13 protein-coding genes and 1 pseudogene are annotated in these 19,101 nt (G+C 41.2%); 5 read left to right on the top strand and 9 right to left on the bottom strand.

All coding sequences use genetic code 11. The features are described 5' to 3' along the window. Positions 1-3: 3 nt before the first annotated feature. The 3 genes from Xind_RS10520 to Xind_RS10510 all read right to left on the bottom strand — a co-directional run bounded on the left by Xind_RS10520 (position 4) and on the right by Xind_RS10510 (position 5,318). Positions 4-2,955, bottom strand: coding sequence for a TonB-dependent receptor domain-containing protein (locus Xind_RS10520; RefSeq protein ID WP_047678984.1), 2,952 nt, complete (start codon positions 2,953-2,955; stop codon positions 4-6). 53 nt (positions 2,956-3,008) lie between these two features. Then, the gene (locus Xind_RS10515) at positions 3,009-4,484 is read right to left on the bottom strand and encodes a surface lipoprotein assembly modifier (protein ID WP_187650034.1); all 1,476 of its coding nucleotides are present in this window, start codon (positions 4,482-4,484) and stop codon (positions 3,009-3,011) included. 93 nt (positions 4,485-4,577) lie between these two features. Then, the gene (locus tag Xind_RS10510) at positions 4,578-5,318 is read right to left on the bottom strand and encodes a Slam-dependent surface lipoprotein (protein WP_047678980.1); all 741 of its coding nucleotides are present in this window, start codon (positions 5,316-5,318) and stop codon (positions 4,578-4,580) included. 403 nt (positions 5,319-5,721) lie between these two features. Here Xind_RS10510 and Xind_RS10505 point away from each other — a divergent pair, with 403 nt between their 5' ends. Further along, positions 5,722-6,486, top strand: coding sequence for an N-acetyltransferase (locus Xind_RS10505; RefSeq protein ID WP_187650033.1), 765 nt, complete (start codon positions 5,722-5,724; stop codon positions 6,484-6,486). On the opposite strand, the gene fdhD is transcribed toward Xind_RS10505, so the two are convergent. Together fdhD and Xind_RS10495 are read right to left on the bottom strand one after the other, a co-directional pair. Continuing rightward, positions 6,483-7,313: a formate dehydrogenase accessory sulfurtransferase FdhD gene (fdhD, locus tag Xind_RS10500; RefSeq protein WP_047678976.1), complete on the bottom strand. Its 831-nt coding sequence runs from the start codon at positions 7,311-7,313 to the stop codon at positions 6,483-6,485. The two genes, Xind_RS10505 and fdhD, sit on opposite strands and share 4 nt — an antisense overlap. Before the next feature lie 156 nt (positions 7,314-7,469). Beyond that, a complete protein-coding gene (locus Xind_RS10495) occupies positions 7,470-9,560 on the bottom strand; it encodes a plasmid pRiA4b ORF-3 family protein (protein WP_246432510.1) in 2,091 nt (696 codons plus the stop codon). Positions 9,561-9,924: 364 nt separating this feature from the next. On the opposite strand from Xind_RS10495, the gene Xind_RS10490 reads away from it, so the two are divergent. Beyond that, positions 9,925-11,574, top strand: a complete 1,650-nt coding sequence (locus Xind_RS10490; RefSeq protein ID WP_047678974.1) for an LTA synthase family protein — start codon at positions 9,925-9,927, stop codon at positions 11,572-11,574. Positions 11,575-11,655: 81 nt separating this feature from the next. Here the strand turns inward: Xind_RS10490 and Xind_RS10485 are convergent, their stop codons facing one another. Continuing rightward, positions 11,656-12,312 carry a helix-turn-helix transcriptional regulator gene (locus Xind_RS10485; protein ID WP_047678972.1) on the bottom strand — a complete coding sequence of 219 codons (657 nt, stop codon included), beginning with the start codon at positions 12,310-12,312 and terminating at the stop codon, positions 11,656-11,658. A 95-nt stretch (positions 12,313-12,407) separates the two neighbouring features. On the opposite strand from Xind_RS10485, the gene Xind_RS10480 reads away from it, so the two are divergent. Beyond that, complete coding sequence (locus Xind_RS10480) at positions 12,408-13,823, top strand: MFS transporter (RefSeq protein ID WP_187650032.1); 1,416 nt, start codon at positions 12,408-12,410, stop codon at positions 13,821-13,823. 203 nt (positions 13,824-14,026) lie between these two features. After that, positions 14,027-15,088, top strand: a complete 1,062-nt coding sequence (locus Xind_RS10475; RefSeq protein WP_052189378.1) for a TPM domain-containing protein — start codon at positions 14,027-14,029, stop codon at positions 15,086-15,088. A gap of 387 nt (positions 15,089-15,475) precedes the next feature. Here Xind_RS10475 and Xind_RS10470 read toward each other — a convergent pair. The 3 genes and pseudogenes from Xind_RS10470 to Xind_RS10460 form a co-directional block, all read right to left on the bottom strand. Then, a pseudogene (locus Xind_RS10470) lies at positions 15,476-15,826 on the bottom strand (CmlA/FloR family chloramphenicol efflux MFS transporter); the annotation flags it as partial. Then, positions 15,823-16,437, bottom strand: coding sequence for a tail fiber assembly protein (locus Xind_RS10465; protein WP_187650031.1), 615 nt, complete (start codon positions 16,435-16,437; stop codon positions 15,823-15,825). The gene Xind_RS10465 and the pseudogene Xind_RS10470, both read right to left, overlap by 4 nt. Beyond that, a complete protein-coding gene (locus Xind_RS10460; RefSeq protein ID WP_187650030.1) occupies positions 16,437-17,414 on the bottom strand; it encodes a tail fiber protein in 978 nt (325 codons plus the stop codon). The genes Xind_RS10465 and Xind_RS10460 overlap by 1 nt, the downstream gene beginning before the upstream one ends. Positions 17,415-17,992: 578 nt before the next feature. Between Xind_RS10460 and Xind_RS10455 the strand changes: the two genes are divergently transcribed. Beyond that, entirely contained in the window at positions 17,993-18,985 is a 993-nt protein-coding gene (locus tag Xind_RS10455) for a hypothetical protein (RefSeq protein ID WP_246432509.1), read from the top strand. Positions 18,986-19,101 lie beyond the last annotated feature (116 nt).

Below are 19,101 nucleotides of genomic sequence, written 5' to 3'. Positions count from 1 at the left end.
CCTCTAAAACTGGCTGGTAAGACTGAGTTTAAAGGTTCTGCCCGGTGCCGGTATCATTGAGCGCGTCAGCGGATCAAGATAATAGCGGTTGGTTAAGTTAGTACCAGTCAGCTCCATTGATAGGGTAGGGGTGATCTGATAGCTAACATAAGCATCGACAGTGAATACCGGATTCCAGCGCATTGGATTGTTGGACTGCCCTTTGTAAACATCTGGCAAGATATTCATCAGCCATTTTTCATCTTTGTTTTCCGCTCCGCTGTGATAGAGCATCCGGCTGCCTAGCTCCAGTTTTTCATCAAACAGACGTCCGCCGATATTCAGATTAGCTGAATATTTCGGTTGAATGGAAGTACGCAGATAACCTCCTGGAAAACCACCGTCAATACACTCAGGGATACCATAACGATTCTGGGAGTCGATTCTTGCGACTGAGTTATTGTCACACACCTTGTTTTTCATATTGTAGACCAAGCCAATATCGGTAAAAACACTACCGTTGTCGTAACGCGCCTGTAACTCCAGACCAGCCAGTTTTTGTTTATCCAGTTGGGAGAAACGATAGGTATTATCCCGGTCGAACACATTTTCAATAACAGTATTGTAATAGGAGAGTTTGATATCGGCATTGCGTTCAGCATTAACCAATTGGCTGAAATCATAGACGAAGCCCACTTCTGTGGTTTTGGCTCGTTCTGGTTTGAAGTTTAGGCCTGTGTAATTTGCTTTAAAGCCTGAAAAGCCGACAGTATCTTCAAAAATACTCGGCATTCTTACTGCTTCAGCATAACGGGTATAGATTCGGAGATTGTCGGTGATATAGGCCGTAGCAGAAAATGTTGGTGCCCATGCGTGATCCTTACGTTTTGGGGCTGGTTCCCAGGGATTGGTAGGATCAGAGCCAGATACACTATTTGCATCGACTACCATGCCGTATTCATATTTATAAACTTCTTTGCCAGTTATTGGATCGATGATTCTCTCATTCATATCAAGCTGACCGTTGAAATAGGGGTTTTGGTTCTTTTTGAGCTGACCATTACTGGAATCATATTCCCAAGTGAATTCTTCTTGAACCATCCAACGCATCTGCTCATGGCGATCAATTTTGGATTTAATTTTTTTTACTTTATTACGTAACTCTTTTTTTTCTTTTCTGTTAAGTTTGGAATAATAATCGTTATTCTGCTTTTTCTTAAAATATTCCGATTCTTCTGCTGTTAGTGTTCGCCAATAACTCATCTCATGCCCGATGGAATCACCCACTTTTTTATAACGTCCATCTCTCGCGGCACGACGTTCATTGAGAAAATCATCTTTGGACCAATAGGAAACACGTTTAGCACCCGCGCTTAATGCCAGCCATGAAGCAGGGCGCCAATCAAAGTTAAAAGCGAGATTGATTTCTTGACGTTGCCCTTTCCTTGCCGGTGACTGGAAAAAGTACATATTTTGGGGATTATACTCATCGTTGGAATCCAGATGTTCGCGTTGGAAATTTCCTATCAGGGTCAAGTCCAGATTGCGGGTCAGCTCAAATTTATTAGAAATATCCACGCCCCAGCGATTATTTTGGGAATTGGTGACGGCTGTATTTATCAATGTGCCATCAATATCGGGGGTCTTTTTGTCGCGCTCGTTTTCCCATTTATAATCCCGGCTAACCGGACTACGGGGATATCCACCCGCGGTATTGGTATTCCCTGTCGTGCGGGTTGTCCACAAGTTTATATCGAAATCGATATAGGGATTTTCAGCAGGGTGCCATTTATAAGTCAGGTTGGCTGCTTGTTGACGGACATTAGCCAGCGGCCATTGAGGAACCACATTATCTTCAGCAAGTACCATTGCCAGTCTTGAAGGCATAATATCGCCAAAATCCATGCGAGTATTGCGAAAACCAAGTTGTAGTGCTTGATCATCGGTGAAGTGCCAGGTGTTTTTGATTAACACAGATTGCATCTCACTGGAAGTATTAGGAACTTCATTACCGGGGCGGTAGATGCGGGCAGCAAAGGGCAAATAAGGGTCTAAACTTGTTTGTGGTTCAGTCATCAGTTTTTTATCGGCTTCTGTAACGGCTTCATCATAACGATGGGCTCCACCTTTACCGGCAAAATAGTTACCCTGACGGCGATAAGCATAAGCCAGCATCAAATCAAAATATTGCTGCCTTGTGCCCACGGCGATACGGAATGCATTGTCTTTGAAACCAAACAGTTTATTGTCTTTTGATGAATGTGGCGTGATTTTCAAGGCAGGATCAGTTTCAGCATCTTTGTAGGTAAAGTCAGGAATATCGCGGTAATCCTGCCCCAGTGACAAAGAAGGGATACGCTCTCTGACTGAATTACTACTGGTTTCCAGTTTGGTATTGATGCCAAACGTTTCTCCTTCCGGCACCACATCATCAATATTTAGTGTTTTGATAGCGACTGCGCCCCCGATAGATCCTTTGACTTTACGATTCAGGGAGGGGCCTTTTTCGATTTCAATACTGCTGATTAAGTTTGGGTCAATATAGTTGCGGTTATTAGCACCGTTGTAACCACGCCCAACGGTAATGGCCTGTTCCGTTCCATCAATAGTGACGGGAACACGTCCCTGCCCCTGAATACCACGGATATTAATATCTAAGGCACCACTATTGCGGGCATCACCGCTGTATACACCTGCGGCACCTTTAATGACGTCAGCAGGAGATGCACCTTTGTAGCGCTCGATCTGCTTTTTGCCGATATAGATATTAGAAATATCTTTGTCATAGACCGCATCATAACCGGTTTCATCTTTATGACTGCTATCTGTAACCCGAATTTTACCTAAATCAGTCTTGCCGTTTGGGGCTGTGGTCGCAGGTTTGGATTCAGCAAACAGAGGTGGTGCTGCCAGTGAAAATGCCAGTGATAAGGCCACTGTGGTGGGGGTAAGCCGGGTTTTGAGTCGATATGCCATTGCTATTTCCTGCCTCAATTATCATCGTACAAATAAAAATCATCAGATTTTGCTTAAAAATATTTTTCCAGCCTGATCAGCACTTCGTTTTTGTTAAAGCTGTACAACCAATCCACATTGCTGTGATTGCGTCGGTGGCGGAAAGTCACAGAGGGGGTCATGCCCAATATTTCAGCGGCAGGAATTTTGATAACAGCAGTGTAAATTTGCTCCGTATCCTGACGTCTGGCCCTAAGCATCGGGCTGTAAGCGCCAAAGCGCCGATCCCGCAGTGTGGCAAATAGTGAACCATTGATACCGCGGTAGATTTGCCCGGCAATCCCGGCACGTGCACCCCATTGTTGATAACGGTCTGCGGGATGCAGGTCGTTATCCCGGTAAACCCAGTCACCGCCGCCAAACAGGATAAATTCTTTGTTAATGGCGTGGGATAAGGTGAGGTAAGAAGAGGTGAGTGCGCCATCTTTTCTGCGGTAATGTTGCTGATGGCGCAATTGTTTGTGCTCAAGTTCAATATTAAGCGCTGTTTGGGAGGTAATTCCCCATCTCCACTCAGTTTTGAGACCTGTGGCGCGATAAAAGGTATCACCAGCCCGCTGCTTATATTCAAACACAGGGCCAAAAGAGATATTGTGGTTCCTGTTTTTATAATTATAGCCGCCGATTAGCTGGAAAGTGTTTTCGTTCTCATCATGGTAATCACGATAGTTTTCACCATAAATCAGACCACGCCCAAAAATACCGTGATGGCCGATAAGCTGGTAGCGCCGGTTTAATGTAGCATCATAAGACATCCCCCACGCCTTGATGGCTCTGGGGACTTGGCTTTGAAAGAATCGGTTATTCTTTAGGTCATAATACTGAGAGAAGCTTTCCTGATCAGGAGACATATTGACGTTATCGTTATAGGCATAACCAGCAGAGAATGAGCCACGCCAACCATTTCTCAGTTTTATGGCTTCCAGGTAACTGTTAATGTTCTTTAAAACTGCTTCTGGTAACTGTTGCGGTTCACTCGATGCTGAGAACAGGTCTTCAGCTTCCCGGTTTTTATGATCTTCAAAATAGACACGAGCTAATTCTAGTTTGATGCGAAGAAAATCGGGTTGTTGTTTCAGAATTTGTTGATAATGATAGGCAGCGAGATCCAGGTCACCTTCAAGACGTGCCAGCCCACCCTGGGCAAAATTCACCAACATAACATCATGCCCGGATAATTTTTGGTAAGCGGCGAGAAAGCGACTGACATCCGGCCATTGTCGGTGGTTTACGGCAAGATAGAGAGCCTGACCGATATCATTTAGATTATTTTCTACCTGAAATGTTCGCCCATTAATGACAATAGATGAAGCGTCGTCCTCGGTAAAAATGGGATCAGGGGTAATCAGATGGGTTTCTTTTTCCTGTTGATTATGTTGTGCCTCTTGCCAGATTTTATGTGAGGTATCTTCATCCGCATAAGTGGATAAAGAAAAGCATAAGGCTATCAATGCTGTTAATAATATTGGCGTTTTTCTATTGTCAAACATTGGGGAAACCAGATCACAAAGTTCATGCTATTAGAAAAAATAAAAACAGAGAACAGTGCCCATTTGGGGCACTGTTCTCTAAAAAATTAACAATTACTGTTTAGTACCACCGAAGGCGGTATCTTTGGATCTGTCATCGTCAAATTTGGCATATCCAGCCAGACTGGATGCATTATCTCCAAAGAAGTGACCTTCTGTTGTCCCGACAAGGTTGCCAATGTTAGCGTCGCCCTCAAACTTAGCATCGGCATAGATATCGGCATCAATATTTATTGTCATTGCAGCATTTGACATCGAACCAATCAGTGTTTTTTCACCAAAATCTGCGGTAAATTCACCGGACAGAGCATTATTACCGCTGTATTGGTTAATACCTGTTACTGTATAAGTTGCTGTACCATCGGTTGGAATGTTGGTAGTGACATCCTTGCCAGCGTAATAAACCGTATGGGTTGAGTCATCGGCATTACCCGTCTGGGACCATTCACCAAAGTAAACATCCGCATTGGCAACTTTGCTGAAATGAAATACTCCCATACTACCGTGCGTACCTGGAGCACCCGCCATTGAGATATTATGAATGCCATTATTATCGGCTGGAGCCATACGGGTCAGACCAGCAAACCCAGTGATCTGACCACCGTAGACGGAACTGACACCTATACCCGGTTCACCCGCTCCGCCACCGTGTGGACCACGACCCGCTTCGGTTTTCCCAACCTTAATATATGATGGTGTACTTACTTGACTCTGACCAAATCCTACTGCTGCCTGAGCCTGTGCCATAAATCCTAAGACGCCTACAGCGGCGACTAATACTTTAATCTTTCTCATTATTATCCTCGCTTGGAATAGGGGTTCCTTTTTACCCCATCATGAAAAATGAACTGATTTACTGCGCAAAGAAAATTACACTTTTCATATGATAATGTAAATGATAATAATTCTTGTTTGTTTTTTGTTGTGTAGGGTGGTTAAAAGAGGTTTTTATATAAGGTGGTGAATTTATTTAATTTTTTCTTTTTTTGATAGAAGGGGAACAATTTTCTTTTTGTCAAAAATGTGAGATTGGTAAACTTAAACACTTTATATTGTTGTGGTATTAATAATCTAATTTTATTCAGTGAAATAGTTATTTATACTCGGAGAAGCTTTTTTTTGCATGAGCATAACGCGAATTCTATTAAGAATGTCTTTATATTTATCAATCTGATATCTGTTTATTATGGAACCTGTTATGGACGCCAAAATCATTATTCAATCAGCTAAAGAAAGGGAAGATTTCAGGGAAGAATCTTATGATCTTATCAGTGCCAGTTGGCCGGAATTTGTAGATCATGGTGAGGTGGTCGAGCAATATTGGGATACGTTATATGAGCCTGATTTTAGTCATTTTCAAAAATGTGCCATCCTTAAACAAGGGCAACAAGAACGTCTGATTGGATTATTGAATTCAATTCCTTTTCCGTGGGAGCAAACTTCCTTAAATCAACTGCCTGACGATGGTTGGGATGCAGTATTGCGTAAGGGTGCAGAGGCTAAGGGAAAAAAGCAAGCAAATATGCTGTCAGCTTTGTCTGTGACTGTTGATCCTGAATTCCGTGGACATCATGTTCCGGCTTTATTAATTGATAGTGTGAAACAAACCGCGCGTGAAGCAGGGTTGCAAGGGATGGTTGTTCCTGTCAGGCCAAGTCTGAAAAGTTGTTATCCACTGCAAGATTTTGTCGAATACTGTAACTGGAAAAATGAAAAAGGGGAGCCATTTGATCCCTGGATACGTACTCATTGGCGTTTAGGGGCCAAAATCATCAAACCTGCACTCCGTTCGATGAATATTTACGGTACAGTGGAAGAGTGGCAAGAATGGATAGGTATGAAATTCCCACAAAGTGGGGAATACATCATTCCAGGTGGATTAGTGCCATTGGTGGTGGATACGGAGAAACAGATGGCCCACTACATCGAACCCAATTTGTGGGTGTTTCATAGCCTTGATTAATCTTTTAACCGTTGAGGGTGTGTATATATTGTTGCTCGTCCCGGCTTACAGAAACCTGCCAGTGTCAGGTTACATTTTTCCGCTACTTCGATTGCAAGTGAAGTAGCGGCAGAAACTGCAAACACTATTTCCACGCCACAATTGGCGGATTTTTGCACCATTTCGTAACTGGCCCGGCTGGAAACCAAAACAGCCCCTTGCTGCCAACCTGTTTTTGATCGCATTCCCAGTAACTTATCCAATGCAACATGGCGACCAACGTCTTCGCATCCACCCAGTAAATTTCCTTCTAAGTCAATCCAACCAGCAGCATGTGTACAACCCGTTATTGCACCGATATTTTGCAAACGGGGTAATTGTGAAAGCGCCTGATCCAGATAGCTTAATGAGAAATTTTGTGTAAAGGGCAGGGGAGTGATTGGGCGAAATATTTCAGATAGCTGTTCGGTGCCACAAATACCACAACCCGTTCTGCCAGCCATACTGCGACGGCGCTCTTTCAATTCAGCAAAGCGGCGACTGGAGAGTTCGATATGTAATTCAATGCCGCCGTGACAACTGATAATTGAATCAATACCACGAATTTCCTGCGGAGAAATGATCAGCCCTTCCGATAATGAGAAGCCGATTGCGAAATGTTCGAGATCTTTCGGACTTGCCATCATCACAACATGAGAAATGCCGTTGTAAACTAAGGCAATGGGGACTTCTTCTGCCACCCAATCCAGTTTGGGGCTGCTCAGATGGTTTTTTTGTTGTACATAGGTACGGGAAGTACCGCAAATCTCATGAGTGATTAAGTGGTTTCCTGACCTTGTGTTACCCATCTGCTTCATTCTCCATCGGATTAATTTATGATGCTGTTAATTGAATATCATCGGCTCAATCCGGCGCTTGCGTTGTCAGTAAAAATACCAGAGACTATTTTCTTCTCTGTTTTTACTGACTTTATTGATTGAACAGTTCTTTATTCGAATAAAAAACTATTCGAATAGTTTTCTGAGCCTATGATTCGCTTCTTGTTTATCAAAAGGTTCAAGTGATTCACTTGGGGACAACCCGATATATTCCAAGTGCTCTGCTTCATCTTCGGTCAATAGCTTTCTCTTTCTCAACTTGAGTAAATAATTCCATTCCCAAATACCGCCAGAATCTTCAGTTGGGCAGACTCCGTTACCTGCGGTAACTTTAGGCTGAAGGACATCTTTTTCAAGTACCTTCTCTACTGTTACCTGATGGAGCCAGTCATCACCAAAGTCATACTGGTAGTTGAGTTCATCACCAATATCACGTAAGAATAAACCAATACATACCTGGTCATAATTTTCTTCCGGGATTTCTATTCCCCCAAGTTCAAAACGGAACAGGTGCATATTTTCCCATCCCATGACATTTTGTATCACATCATGCAATTCATTCAGTGTCATCTGGTTACTGACTTGAACCCGACGCCAGATAGCAGGGCTTGCTTCCAGTAAGCTGATTTTGATAACCAACCCTTGTGGTGGGATTGAAGAAGAGAGGTCATCCAGATCCATAGTAAAAAGCCGAAAACTGAATTCAGACAGGGTATCAAATAAACCAAATCTCTTACGGTTTATCGCGGGATCGTGGAGCGCATGAGCCAAATCCAGATATTCATTCGTCAAACGTTTCTCTTCTGGTGGTAGCTTATATCTCTCGACAGCGGCGGAGTAAGTCAGACGCCCGGTAAACACGTCCTTGTTTGCATAATAGTAGAGTTTCAATAAGTCTCTGGGTTTTTTCGCTTTCAATATACATTCTTCTGGTGCCAGCCAGCTCATCATGAGCGCTGATTCAACAGATTGGCCGAGGCTGAAGTAACCGAGACGACTCTGCTCTTGCCGCTTCGGGTTTACCTCATAACCCAATTTCTGGCTCCATTGTTCAAGATTAAACTCTTCTGGTTGAGTCCAGTCGATAGGCAATTGTGACAACCAATAAAGTGAGTAAAGGTCGAGAGGTGTATTTTTAGCTTGCTGAACGGAAAAGATCCACGGTAGCACTTGTTGCAGCCAGTCTGGAGAAACAAGCGTAAATTCAACACTGGTATCGGTGCTTAATTGTGCTATTAACTCACTGAGTGTTTGGTCAGGGACGGTATTCAATAAGGTTTCCCGGATACCAGATTTAAAATCCAGCATCATACTTATCTGGTACTCCTTACCATCCAGTGTGGCTTTCATCATCATGCTAGCGCAATCATTACCGTCAACCTGGGTGGTGTATAGTTCGTATATTTCTGCTGTCGCCCGTGCCTTATGGTGTGCCAGTGCACGTTTTTTCCATCGCTTCAGATAGGGTTTAATTGAAGGATGACGGTTGAAACGGGCACACAGGTTTATAAGCTGTAAGTAGGATAAATGTTTCCAGGCAGAAGAAGAACATTGATCCAGCACTTGTGCACTGGTAAGCGCTATTGGTTCCTCAAAGTATTGAGTTAGCAAAAGTAGTGCATCAATACCCCATGAATACTGTATGACTTCCGACAGTATATAGTGTAACGCGTCAAGGGGGGCAACAGAAAAACCATCTTCAAAAAATTCAATGAATTCGATGCCGGATTGAAGATTAAGTTCATGAATGAGTTCTTTTAATTTAGGAGGATTTTGGGGAAAAGAAGCCACATTTGTGCTATCGGTATGTTTTGTAATATCCAACAATTGAGCAATGTCAGCTTTGATGTGAAACTGGTATCGCTTCAAGATTGAGGAACATAACAATACGTTTTCACTATGCAGCTCGAAGTTTTCTTTAGCATAATTTAGTATTAGTTCAATAGCTTGTTCAAATTGTTGTTTGACTTCCTTAGGTGAATTGACAGCGATTAATGCGAGTTCTGAGATGGCAACTTCAAGCCAATCTTGGACGCTGTCTCCTATATCATCCATAGTTTCTTCAGGTAGAGTTAATGCCGTAGTGATCATCAAAAAGATATTCTCTGGATTGGCAAACCACTGAACTTGCTTTGGGGTTAGATGTCGTTGCTTCTCTGGCTGGAGGGCATATTCTTCTATCGCAGAGCACAATTTTTCAGGTGTTAGTTTCATCATCAATCTCTTCTATTTTCAATATATTAATCAATAAGAATAACCATGATTGTACTGTCCAATCTAACCTAGATTGTAAATATAGTTATTAACAGGATTTCATTCTGATAATACTCTTATTTGTCACTATGATCGCCAATTTATTCAACAGATTTTAAATTTAATAGTTAATTGCGATTGAATTAATCAACATAGTGTTAACAGTAGAATCATGGTGATAGATTTTTTAAAAACTTACCCTTATCTGTCAGGTTGGCACATTAGGTACTGAAAGACTTGCTTTATTTTGTCTACAGTATGTCGGGAAACCTGTGCTATTTTCATCGGCTGGTATGAAACTGGACTCATGCATGGAACACAGTAAGGTATGAAGAAAAAAATAATCTCAGGGGTTTATTTGGGGGTATTGTTGCTCGCAGCTCTGGTATTAGTATTTGAAAAAAGTGCTGATATCTATCCCGCGTTAGTTTCTGTTGGTGTATTTAGTACGCTCTTTGGGCTGGTATTTCTTATTACAGCACGCGGGTTGTTTTCCGCAGTATTTACCGGAACCCTTTTTATTATCATCAAATTCCTCAACCAGCTAAAAGTTCACTACTATAAAGACCAACTGATGTTCTCTGATTTGAATATTATGCTCGATCCTTCAAATCAGGAAACTCTGCACCACTATTGGCTAGCCGGTCTTGCAGTAGTAGCGATGCTGGTTTGGCTAATCTTCAATATGTTCCTGAGCTGGAGAAGTGCAAATCCAGTGCGAGGGCTAAAATGGCGGGTGTTGAGTGTTGTATTGGTTGCTGCCGGTGTTGGGAGTGTCAATCTTACCGTCAATGCTTACCATAACGAATGGCAGGCTGAATTACCCAAAGGGCGTGGGACAATGACCAATATGGTGATGTCAGCTAAAGATGTAGAGTACCAATCTCCTAAATTTGGTGTATCAGCAGATTATTTTTTGCAGCAGGCGAAAAATGTCACTCTGCCTGAACCACAATCAGAGGTAAAACCGGATGTGGTTGTATTATTGCAGGAATCTACGGTTAACCCGCATATTTATCAGTTACCGACGAATACTCGGTTACCAGACCTTTTTATGTTTCAGCATGATGCGGGGGTCAGCGCGCAAAGTCCACTCCGGGTACAAACCTTTGGTGGTGGAACGTGGCTATCAGAGTTCTCTATCCTGACGGGATTAGATACTGATGACTTCGGCTCGCGTAAAAATTCTGTGTTTTATTTTGTGGTTGACCATCTGCAAAATAGCCTGTTTCATGCCATGAAAGATAATGGTTATTATACTGTGGTGCTGACGCCATTTAATAAATCTGCCTATCATGCCGGACATGCATACCAGACACTGGGTGTTGATCGCATTATCCAGCCACAAGAGTTGGGTTATCCAGCAAGTATGGATGAGAATTTGTGGCAGATCAGGACACAAGATGTATTGTCTTACGTGAAAACTCTCCTGACTGAGGAGACGGATAAACCCATCTTTATTTACGCTCTGACTATGTACGAGCATGGGCCTTATGAAGAGAACCATAGCGACGATTATGGATTGACGGGCAAACTTGAAACTTCATCGGCAATAGGAAAATTCAGCCACTATATGGAAAAGATCACGACATCGGATCCATCTATCAAAGAATTCAGTGAATTTGTGGCTAAACGCGATAAGCCGACCGTTTTTCTCTCATTTGGTGATCATCAACCTAATATCCATTTTAACCAATATTCCTCTTCACTGCCTGATCCGGCGTATCTGACTCAATTTACGATGCGGGATAATCTGAAACAGGGAACGCCTATTACCATCGGCAAGCTGACAGATATTTCTTTTCTCGGCGGGATGATTTTGGAAAGGGCTCGGTTAACCGTTCCACCTTTCTATCAGGCTAATATAACGATGCGTCATTTATGTGGTGGTGAGCTTAATGACTGTCAGGACAAAGCACTGGTGGAGAGCTATAAGCATTATATTTACCAGCAGTTATCTGTGGCAGGTAAAGAATAACCTGGCTGTTATGTAAATATTAAGCAAATAAAACCTACATGCGCTCAATCGTGTAGGTTTTATATGTAAGCTTTATCTGGTCTATTTCAATGGTGTAATGCGGTAAGCACAGCGTCGGGCACCGTTCAGAATATATTCAGTTCTTTCCACTTGTGCTTGCAGAATTTCCCGAAACATTTTGAGCTCAGCGCGACAAAAACCCTGGCATATGCTGGCGGCAGCACAGATTGGGCAGTGATTTTCAACAAACAAAACTGAATTATCTTCCTGAACGATATATTGAGCCATATAACCTTCCTGGCAGCGTATCTTAGCCAGACGCTCAATTTTTTCCTGTAATCCAGTTGCTCCTTCCATTGCGATTTTATAATTATCAGAAACTTCTTTTTCACGAGATTTGATAATGAAATCCAACGTTGATTCACCCAATTGATCGCGGATAATCGTAATCATCTGGACGGTTAATTCTGCATGAGTATTGGGAAATTTAGCGTTCCCCTTGTCGGTCAGATACCAAAGCTGAATAGGGCGACCGACTCCCCTTGTTTCTGAGTGCCCTTCAACCAGACCCTCTTTAGCCAGCTTCACAAACTGTTGGCGGGCAGCTTCCGCAGTGGTGCCTAATATCTTACCAGCATCAGCAGATTGCATAGCACCTCGCGTTTTTAATAGCATCAATAATCGTTCACTCACAGAGTGTGGCGTTATCATGCTATTTTCCAAGTCAATGCTTGACATATTGTTAGACCTGACAGTAATTTATTCCAAGATTTATCTTGTTTAATTTAACGTAACAAATTTCACAACTCAACCTGAGTTCAGGAATAATCATCATGACAATAACTGAGGAAAATCGCTGGAGGGATCTGTTTTCCAGTAAAAATGCACCGAGTGCGATAGCGCTTTCACTGGGTGTGGGATTGATGGCTGTTAATACTTTGATTGCGATTACGATTTTGCCTTCTGTTGTAAAGGATATCGGGGGATTGAACCTCTATGCCTGGAATACAACGTTGTTTGTTGTCGCATCTATTATCGGATCGATACTCTCAGCACGACTGCTGAGTGCATCAGGTGCAAGAAATGCTTATTTGGTTGCTGCCCTGGTTTTTTTTATTGGCAGTCTATTTTGTACTTTCGCACCAACAATGGAAATTATGCTGATTGGGAGAGCCATTCAGGGGCTTGGAGGTGGATTTCTCTTTGCACTTTCCTATTCAATGATTAATCTGGTATTTGCACAATCGCTTTGGCCACGAGCGATGGCATTAATTTCAGGGGTATGGGGGGTGTCAACCCTTATCGGGCCAGCTATTGGTGGTATTTTTGCTGAAATGAATGTGTGGCGTTATGCGTTTGGCATTATGTTGCCTATTATTTTGTTGTATGCCTTATTCACTTATCGGATTCTCCCCAAAAAACAGGTAGAGAATACAACGAAAACAGCGTTACCCGTTGTGCAGCTTATTCTGCTATCCGCTGCTGTACTCGCAGTCTCCGCAGGGAGTTTGTCACAAGATGTGCGTATCAATATTCTTGGCATTGTGACAGCAGTAATATTGGTATCCTTATTGGTTATCTATGAATCCCGCACTTCAGCAAAATTATTTCCAGAGAATGCGTTGAATTGGCACTCTCCCCATTTGATCTTATTCGCGACTATATCGCTTTTAGTGATAGGGCTGGCGGGTGATGTTTTTATTCCCTACTTTCTGCAAATTCTGCACGGGAAATCTCCTTTAGCTTCTGGTTATATGGTTGCCACTGCGGCAATTGGTTGGACGATTGGGGAAATGCTCAGTGCTAGTTGGCAGGGTGAGAAAATTCGCTTGGCGATTGTAAGTGGTCCTGTCTTCATGCTTATTGGTATGTTGATATTGCTTGTCATGTTGCCTTATCAGTCAGCGGGAGAGTGGCAAATAATCCTACCGATAATTTTTGGCTTGGGGCTATTTGGTTTTGGTGTCGGTTTTGGTTGGCCTCATTTGTTGACCCGCATTTTGCAGGTTTCCAATGATACTGATAAAAATATTGCCGGTTCATCTATTACTACTGTTCAGCTATTTGCCACAGCATTTGGCTCTGCATTGGCTGGCATGGTCACTAACATATTTGGATTTTATCAGCCCGGTGGCATTGAGGGCGCAGTTTCTTCTTCCCATTGGTTATTTTTACTTTTCACTATTGCACCAATATTGGCATTATTGACTGCATGGAAATCAGCAAGGATTACAGTAGAACAGCAGTAAAATAGGCAAATGGTATAATCTGTGCATTGGCTTTCTATGGAAAACCAATGCATAAAAAGTATCGGTTTTTGCAGAATATCAGCCATATTAAATTCCTTTAATACCCATCAATTCATTTAGATAATTACGATATTAGACGTAACAAGATAGGTAAATATAATATGATATGGAAAGATGTTATAAAATAAAACTAAGGATATTTGATGTTCATGATTTCCAATCTACCAATGGATGGTTTAAGTACCAACATAAAACATACCCAAAGATATAGCCGCTCAATAATAAAACATGTTTTGATACTATTTATGCTCTTCTTTAGCATAAGCAGTGTATCAGCAAAAGAGAGCCGACAAGAGACGACGCTCGTTGAAGTGCCGGCACTTACCCAGAGTGTAACGGATGTATCCAATGTCCTAACCAAGAATGAACACCAACGTTTGACTCGCAAACTGAAAAAATTGCAATCAGAACACAAAGTTCAAATGGCGGTTTTGATTATTCCGACGACAGGGAGTGATAGTATTGAAACCTTTGCTTCCCGCGTATTCACTGAATGGAAACTAGGCAGTAAACAACGTAATGATGGCATTCTGTTTTTGGTGGCATCAAATGATCATAAGATGCGTATTGCCGTTGGCTCCGGGCTTAAAAAGCAGCTAACGGAAACTCAACTGGCAAATATTTTACGTAAGGATGCGAAGCTTGCTTTCAAAGAGGATGACTATTATGAAGGTCTCAATAATAGCATTGAGTCCCTTGAATCCTTGGTAAAACAACCTTGGCAAGAGAAGGCGTCGCAAGAAACATCGAAGATTACGCAGGCTTTTGAAGACGACAACAGCGATACTTCCGACAACATATCAGATAAAGATTTTTCGAATCTGCTGATTTTTTGGTTGATCGGCCTGATATCTTTGCCACTGCTGGTTTTCCGCAAAGGTGGCCGGTTTAAGCGTTTCCTCAAGAGTGCATCAACGGTGGCTGTCTGTACTTTTGTTCTCAGTTTGGTTGGTATTTTTCCTACTATCCCGTTGGGATACTATCTGATGATTTTCTTCTTACCCGTAATCCTGATACTTGTTGTGCTCTTTTTCGGTGCATCGTTACTGGGCAGTTTATTCAGTAGTCTCTTTGGTGGGTTATTTGGTGGTTCCGGTTCAGAATCTCCTACTACTGCTACTGAGCGTACGGCAAACCCTAACGATGACAGTTTTTCCGGTGGTGGCGGAAAAAGTGACAATGATGGTGCATCAGGGGATTGGTAACCTGTTTGGTTAGAACCTGATTGTTAAGCAGACATGCTTTTTATACGTAATATAAGAACATGTCTGCTTTTTTGTACGCTTAACTAAAATATCTTCTCCATTTGGTCGATAGGGTTTTAATCGTGAAGAATTGGCATAATTATTTACCTATATTTTAGTTTATTACATGGCATATCGATAATTCCAACATTGAATATTCAAGATGTTGAAATTTTATCGAAGGCGAAATCTGACAGGTTTTGTTGATAATTCACACAACGTATTACCATTTTTACTATTTGAATAATTCGAATTAAACCAATTGCTTGAAATAGAATATTGTCAGAACACGCGATATGAGACTTCAGAAAGAAGTTATTCATATCGCGGTATCTATAGATCATCCACTTAATGATTTTGATCCGATTGCTTGTACCCTTCATTGTTAATAAAACAGGATAAACAAAGCACTACGGTTGCCAGAACTAGGCAATAAGCGACAATTGGCCAGGTAGTCGCATTGGATAAAAAGGTAATGGTGAGCGTTCCGCCTATTCCCAACAATAACCCTCCCAGACAAGAGTAGAGTGCTGTTACAGTGCCGGCCATATGATCAAAACCTTGTAGTGCGCCATTAGGTGCAACAGAAATCGCCATAGAAACTCCAACACCGACGAACCACATTGGGACGATGAAACCAAATACTGACTTAGGTATGAGCGTTTCCCCAACAGACAGCAATAGTGCTCCTGTTATCACTTTGGTTGTTCAGGCCATACGATATCAGGGGCAATTGAGCAATCCACCCGACTGAGCAACACCCGGTATTTACGCCATGCAGTGAATGCAGATTTTTCGGCATCAGTGGCAATACCTAAATCGACGGCATCCTGTAGTGGAGCAATCCGATGAAACACCTCAATCAGCAATTGTTGTTTCTGAGATTTTGCCTGCTGCACTTCATGTTGATGCTGTGCTTCAATATCCGTCACCCACTGTGTACCATTCCATTTATCAAAGGGAGTTTTCGGCTCCAGTAGCGTGAGTTCTGTGGGAAGATCCCCAATTTCCATTATCTCAATATGTTCACGAGTCTGAATATGGTATGCCTTTTTACCCCGGTAATCTGATACATACTCCCATGATTTGCCGTCAACTGTCCGGCAAATCACCTTATTCGGCGCTTTGGGCAGTTTGGGTTCATCCAGATACGATCCCGCAGATAAAGTAACACCAATAAAGGTACGTTCCAGTTTTGTTCCGATATATTCCCGGTTTACCGCATTCGTGCAATAAACCTGTACCCAACCATAGGACAGAGCAAATCCATTTTCGTCAAATTGTATCGGTGGTTCTGTTGGTTGAGTCATTACCTTCCCCTTACTAAAAATATCACCGCAACATTTTTCATCCTATTTTCAGCCGATGTCGGGACAACGGAAGATGCACGAAATTTTCGATCTTCATAAACGTAGCCATCGTCTCCAAATGCGTCACTGTAAACGTGACTTCCTCTACCTTGGTCAATGGTGGAAAATACTCCAGTTGTATGATCGGAAATCTCATCTGTTTTACGACTACCTGTCCTAATTACTCCTGTGATATCTCTGATAGCATCAGCCTGAAATGATCCCAATACCCTCCCAACCTCTGGGTCAACACTTCCGGTTTTATCCCATCCACGAGGCACATAACCCCGCCAATCTGGCAGATTTCCTGAAGGGTAGTGTTTGAGTAATTCAGGATATTTATTAGGGTCAATTTGTCCGCCCTCCATCGGCAGGAAGTTATTGGGATGCGGTAGATCACTGCACCACATTAAAATACCACCGATGGGAACTGCCAATAATTCAGCGTCTTCTTTTTTGATAAGCTCACTAATCAGCATAGTTGTCACATTTTGGCTCATCACAAGATCATTAGATACCCCAGTTTGTTGAACAATAGCTGATTTTGGCAAGGCATTTTCCGCCTGATTGACTGTATCTCGTAATCCGAGATTATTTACAAAAGTGTCTTTATCAGGAATATCAGCTCCGTTCTGGTCTTTCGCTAAGCGGGTATTGGCATTGTTATTCGCATTGTTGGCGTTTTGGTAGGCTGTATTGGCTAGGTCATAGGCTACTTTCACTGCTTTTGGTGTTGCTGCGTTAGCCTCGCTATCACTGCTGACATCATTGCTCAGGGTAACAAATCCTTTATCACGTAGCGTTGCATCTGGATGGTTGCGACTTAGGGCGTGTTTTTCTATCGCTTCTTTGATTGAATCTTTGATATATTCCGGTGTTGTAACGATCACAAGACCGCTATCATCTAATGCCTTTGTTTCAGGTTTTTTATCTTGCATATTTATTCCCTCATTTAATCAACAATACATATTGCTAAATAACATGAAGGCGGTGGGAGACTTCTCCGCCTGTGAACATAAATAAACGGGTTCATCAATACTGGAGAGTATGGGCATGGCTAAATTCAGTTGGTCAATATTTGGTGAGCTGCATGTTTTGATGGCAGGATGACTTAAAATAACAGACGGAGAAATAACAAAATTCATCTTGCTGCGGATTAAAATTATACAATAAGAAGGACCCCCTTCATTTCTTAATGATCGGACCGCACCCCTTATCAAATATGAATGAGATATATTAATTATGTAGCTTATGACGTTATTTTGATATTGGTTTTAACAGTTTCTGTTCTACTAAATAGCTTATATTTGATATGTTATTTTTACTGGTTTAAGTTCAGGTAAAACCTCTTTCTTTTGAGATATTGTGAATCGCTAAGAAACATTATTCAATATTTTTGAATCTAAGCTGACTTTATTTGATAATATATTGATTTATATATTATTTATTCCTGTGTTACCTTGAGTGGTACATTAATTTTATTTGTGTTTGATCGTTCGCGATTTACGCAGTATAAATGAATGCTACTATTATCCAACTGAAATTTGATGGAATTAATATGTCTTTAGATGTTGCTTATTCCTTAGAAATAGAAGATTTTATTGATGCTGATAGAGCTTACGAGTTTTACTGGGCAGGTCTCATTACTAGCAAAAAGGCTTTTATTTGTCCTGGTGAGAATTGCCGGGCCCAAGTAACGTGTGCAAATATCGATGAAGAAACCCAAAAAATGAAGGTTGTTCCACATTTTAGGGTTTATGGCGATCATGATGAAAGTTGTGAGGTTTTTAATAAAGTACCTTTGAAAATAACTGAGCTAATTTTAGAAAAAAATAATACCGAGAAAAAATCAATTGATCTTTCTGTTGTTGATTCTTTTTTACTGGTAAGACCTCCTTCGTATTATGAAGTTAATGATAAAAAAATAGATTTTAAGTTGGAAGATTTGAAAAGAAACATAAAATATAAAAACAAAAACATTTCATATAATCTTAAACAAATTGGTTTTATTGGCAATGTTTATTCTGTTAGAACTATAGTAAGCAGGTTTCTCAGATATTCATCTGATAATACTATTAGTAACAGGTCCATCAATATAAGTGGTATGAATATCCCATATTCTTCATTTTTAAAACTGATTTGGGAGCAAAAGCTTGAGGATTTACCAGAATATGGCTTGATTTATTATGGCTGGGCTTATGTTGATAGACATGAAAAAGGATACAAAATTAAGTTTAAAAAAGGTTTCAAGAATGAATTAGATGAAATTTTGCCTGTTTCTCTTTATATAGGAGACAAATTAATTGAAAAGTATCCTATTAAAAAATTAGTAACAAAAAGGCTTTCATCTATCTCTGCCGAAATTAAGCCGACAGCGTTTGTATTCGTTTATGGTAAACCAAGGATATATAAATCTCCAAAAACATTAAAAGAGTATGTGAATTTTGATTTGTATAACCTTGATATGATTGATGTCAATAAAGAAACTCCCTTACCTAAGAAAAAATAACATAGCAGTTGGTATTTTTAATTAATAATATAAGTTTAAAAATTAACCATCATAATTTGGTAATGCTCCCAATAATTAGATATTATGATAAACTCCCCGCTTTTTATTACGGGTGA

Source organism: Xenorhabdus indica (assembly GCF_014467235.1).
GTDB classification, from domain to species: Bacteria; Pseudomonadota; Gammaproteobacteria; order Enterobacterales; family Enterobacteriaceae; genus Xenorhabdus; species Xenorhabdus indica.
Note: the sequence above shows the minus strand (reverse complement) of the source record. Positions and strands in the feature narration are given on the sequence as shown.

Excerpts from the sequence above, each read along its gene's own strand:
- Xind_RS10505 (WP_187650033.1), top strand. The coding sequence starts at position 5,722 with ATGGACGCCAAAATCATTATTCAATCAGCTAAAGAAAGGGAAGATTTC.
- fdhD (WP_047678976.1), bottom strand. The coding sequence starts at position 7,313 with ATGGGTAACACAAGGTCAGGAAACCACTTAATCACTCATGAGATTTGC.
- Xind_RS10475 (WP_052189378.1), top strand. The coding sequence starts at position 14,027 with ATGTTCATGATTTCCAATCTACCAATGGATGGTTTAAGTACCAACATA.
- Xind_RS10515 (WP_187650034.1), bottom strand. The coding sequence starts at position 4,484 with ATGTTTGACAATAGAAAAACGCCAATATTATTAACAGCATTGATAGCC.
- Xind_RS10455 (WP_246432509.1), top strand. The coding sequence starts at position 17,993 with ATGAATGCTACTATTATCCAACTGAAATTTGATGGAATTAATATGTCT.
- Xind_RS10480 (WP_187650032.1), top strand. The coding sequence starts at position 12,408 with ATGACAATAACTGAGGAAAATCGCTGGAGGGATCTGTTTTCCAGTAAA.
- Xind_RS10485 (WP_047678972.1), bottom strand. The coding sequence starts at position 12,312 with ATGTCAAGCATTGACTTGGAAAATAGCATGATAACGCCACACTCTGTG.
- Xind_RS10520 (WP_047678984.1), bottom strand. The coding sequence starts at position 2,955 with ATGGCATATCGACTCAAAACCCGGCTTACCCCCACCACAGTGGCCTTA.
- Xind_RS10465 (WP_187650031.1), bottom strand. The coding sequence starts at position 16,437 with ATGACTCAACCAACAGAACCACCGATACAATTTGACGAAAATGGATTT.
- Xind_RS10460 (WP_187650030.1), bottom strand. The coding sequence starts at position 17,414 with ATGCAAGATAAAAAACCTGAAACAAAGGCATTAGATGATAGCGGTCTT.
- Xind_RS10495 (WP_246432510.1), bottom strand. The coding sequence starts at position 9,560 with ATGATGAAACTAACACCTGAAAAATTGTGCTCTGCGATAGAAGAATAT.
- Xind_RS10490 (WP_047678974.1), top strand. The coding sequence starts at position 9,925 with ATGAAGAAAAAAATAATCTCAGGGGTTTATTTGGGGGTATTGTTGCTC.
- Xind_RS10510 (WP_047678980.1), bottom strand. The coding sequence starts at position 5,318 with ATGAGAAAGATTAAAGTATTAGTCGCCGCTGTAGGCGTCTTAGGATTT.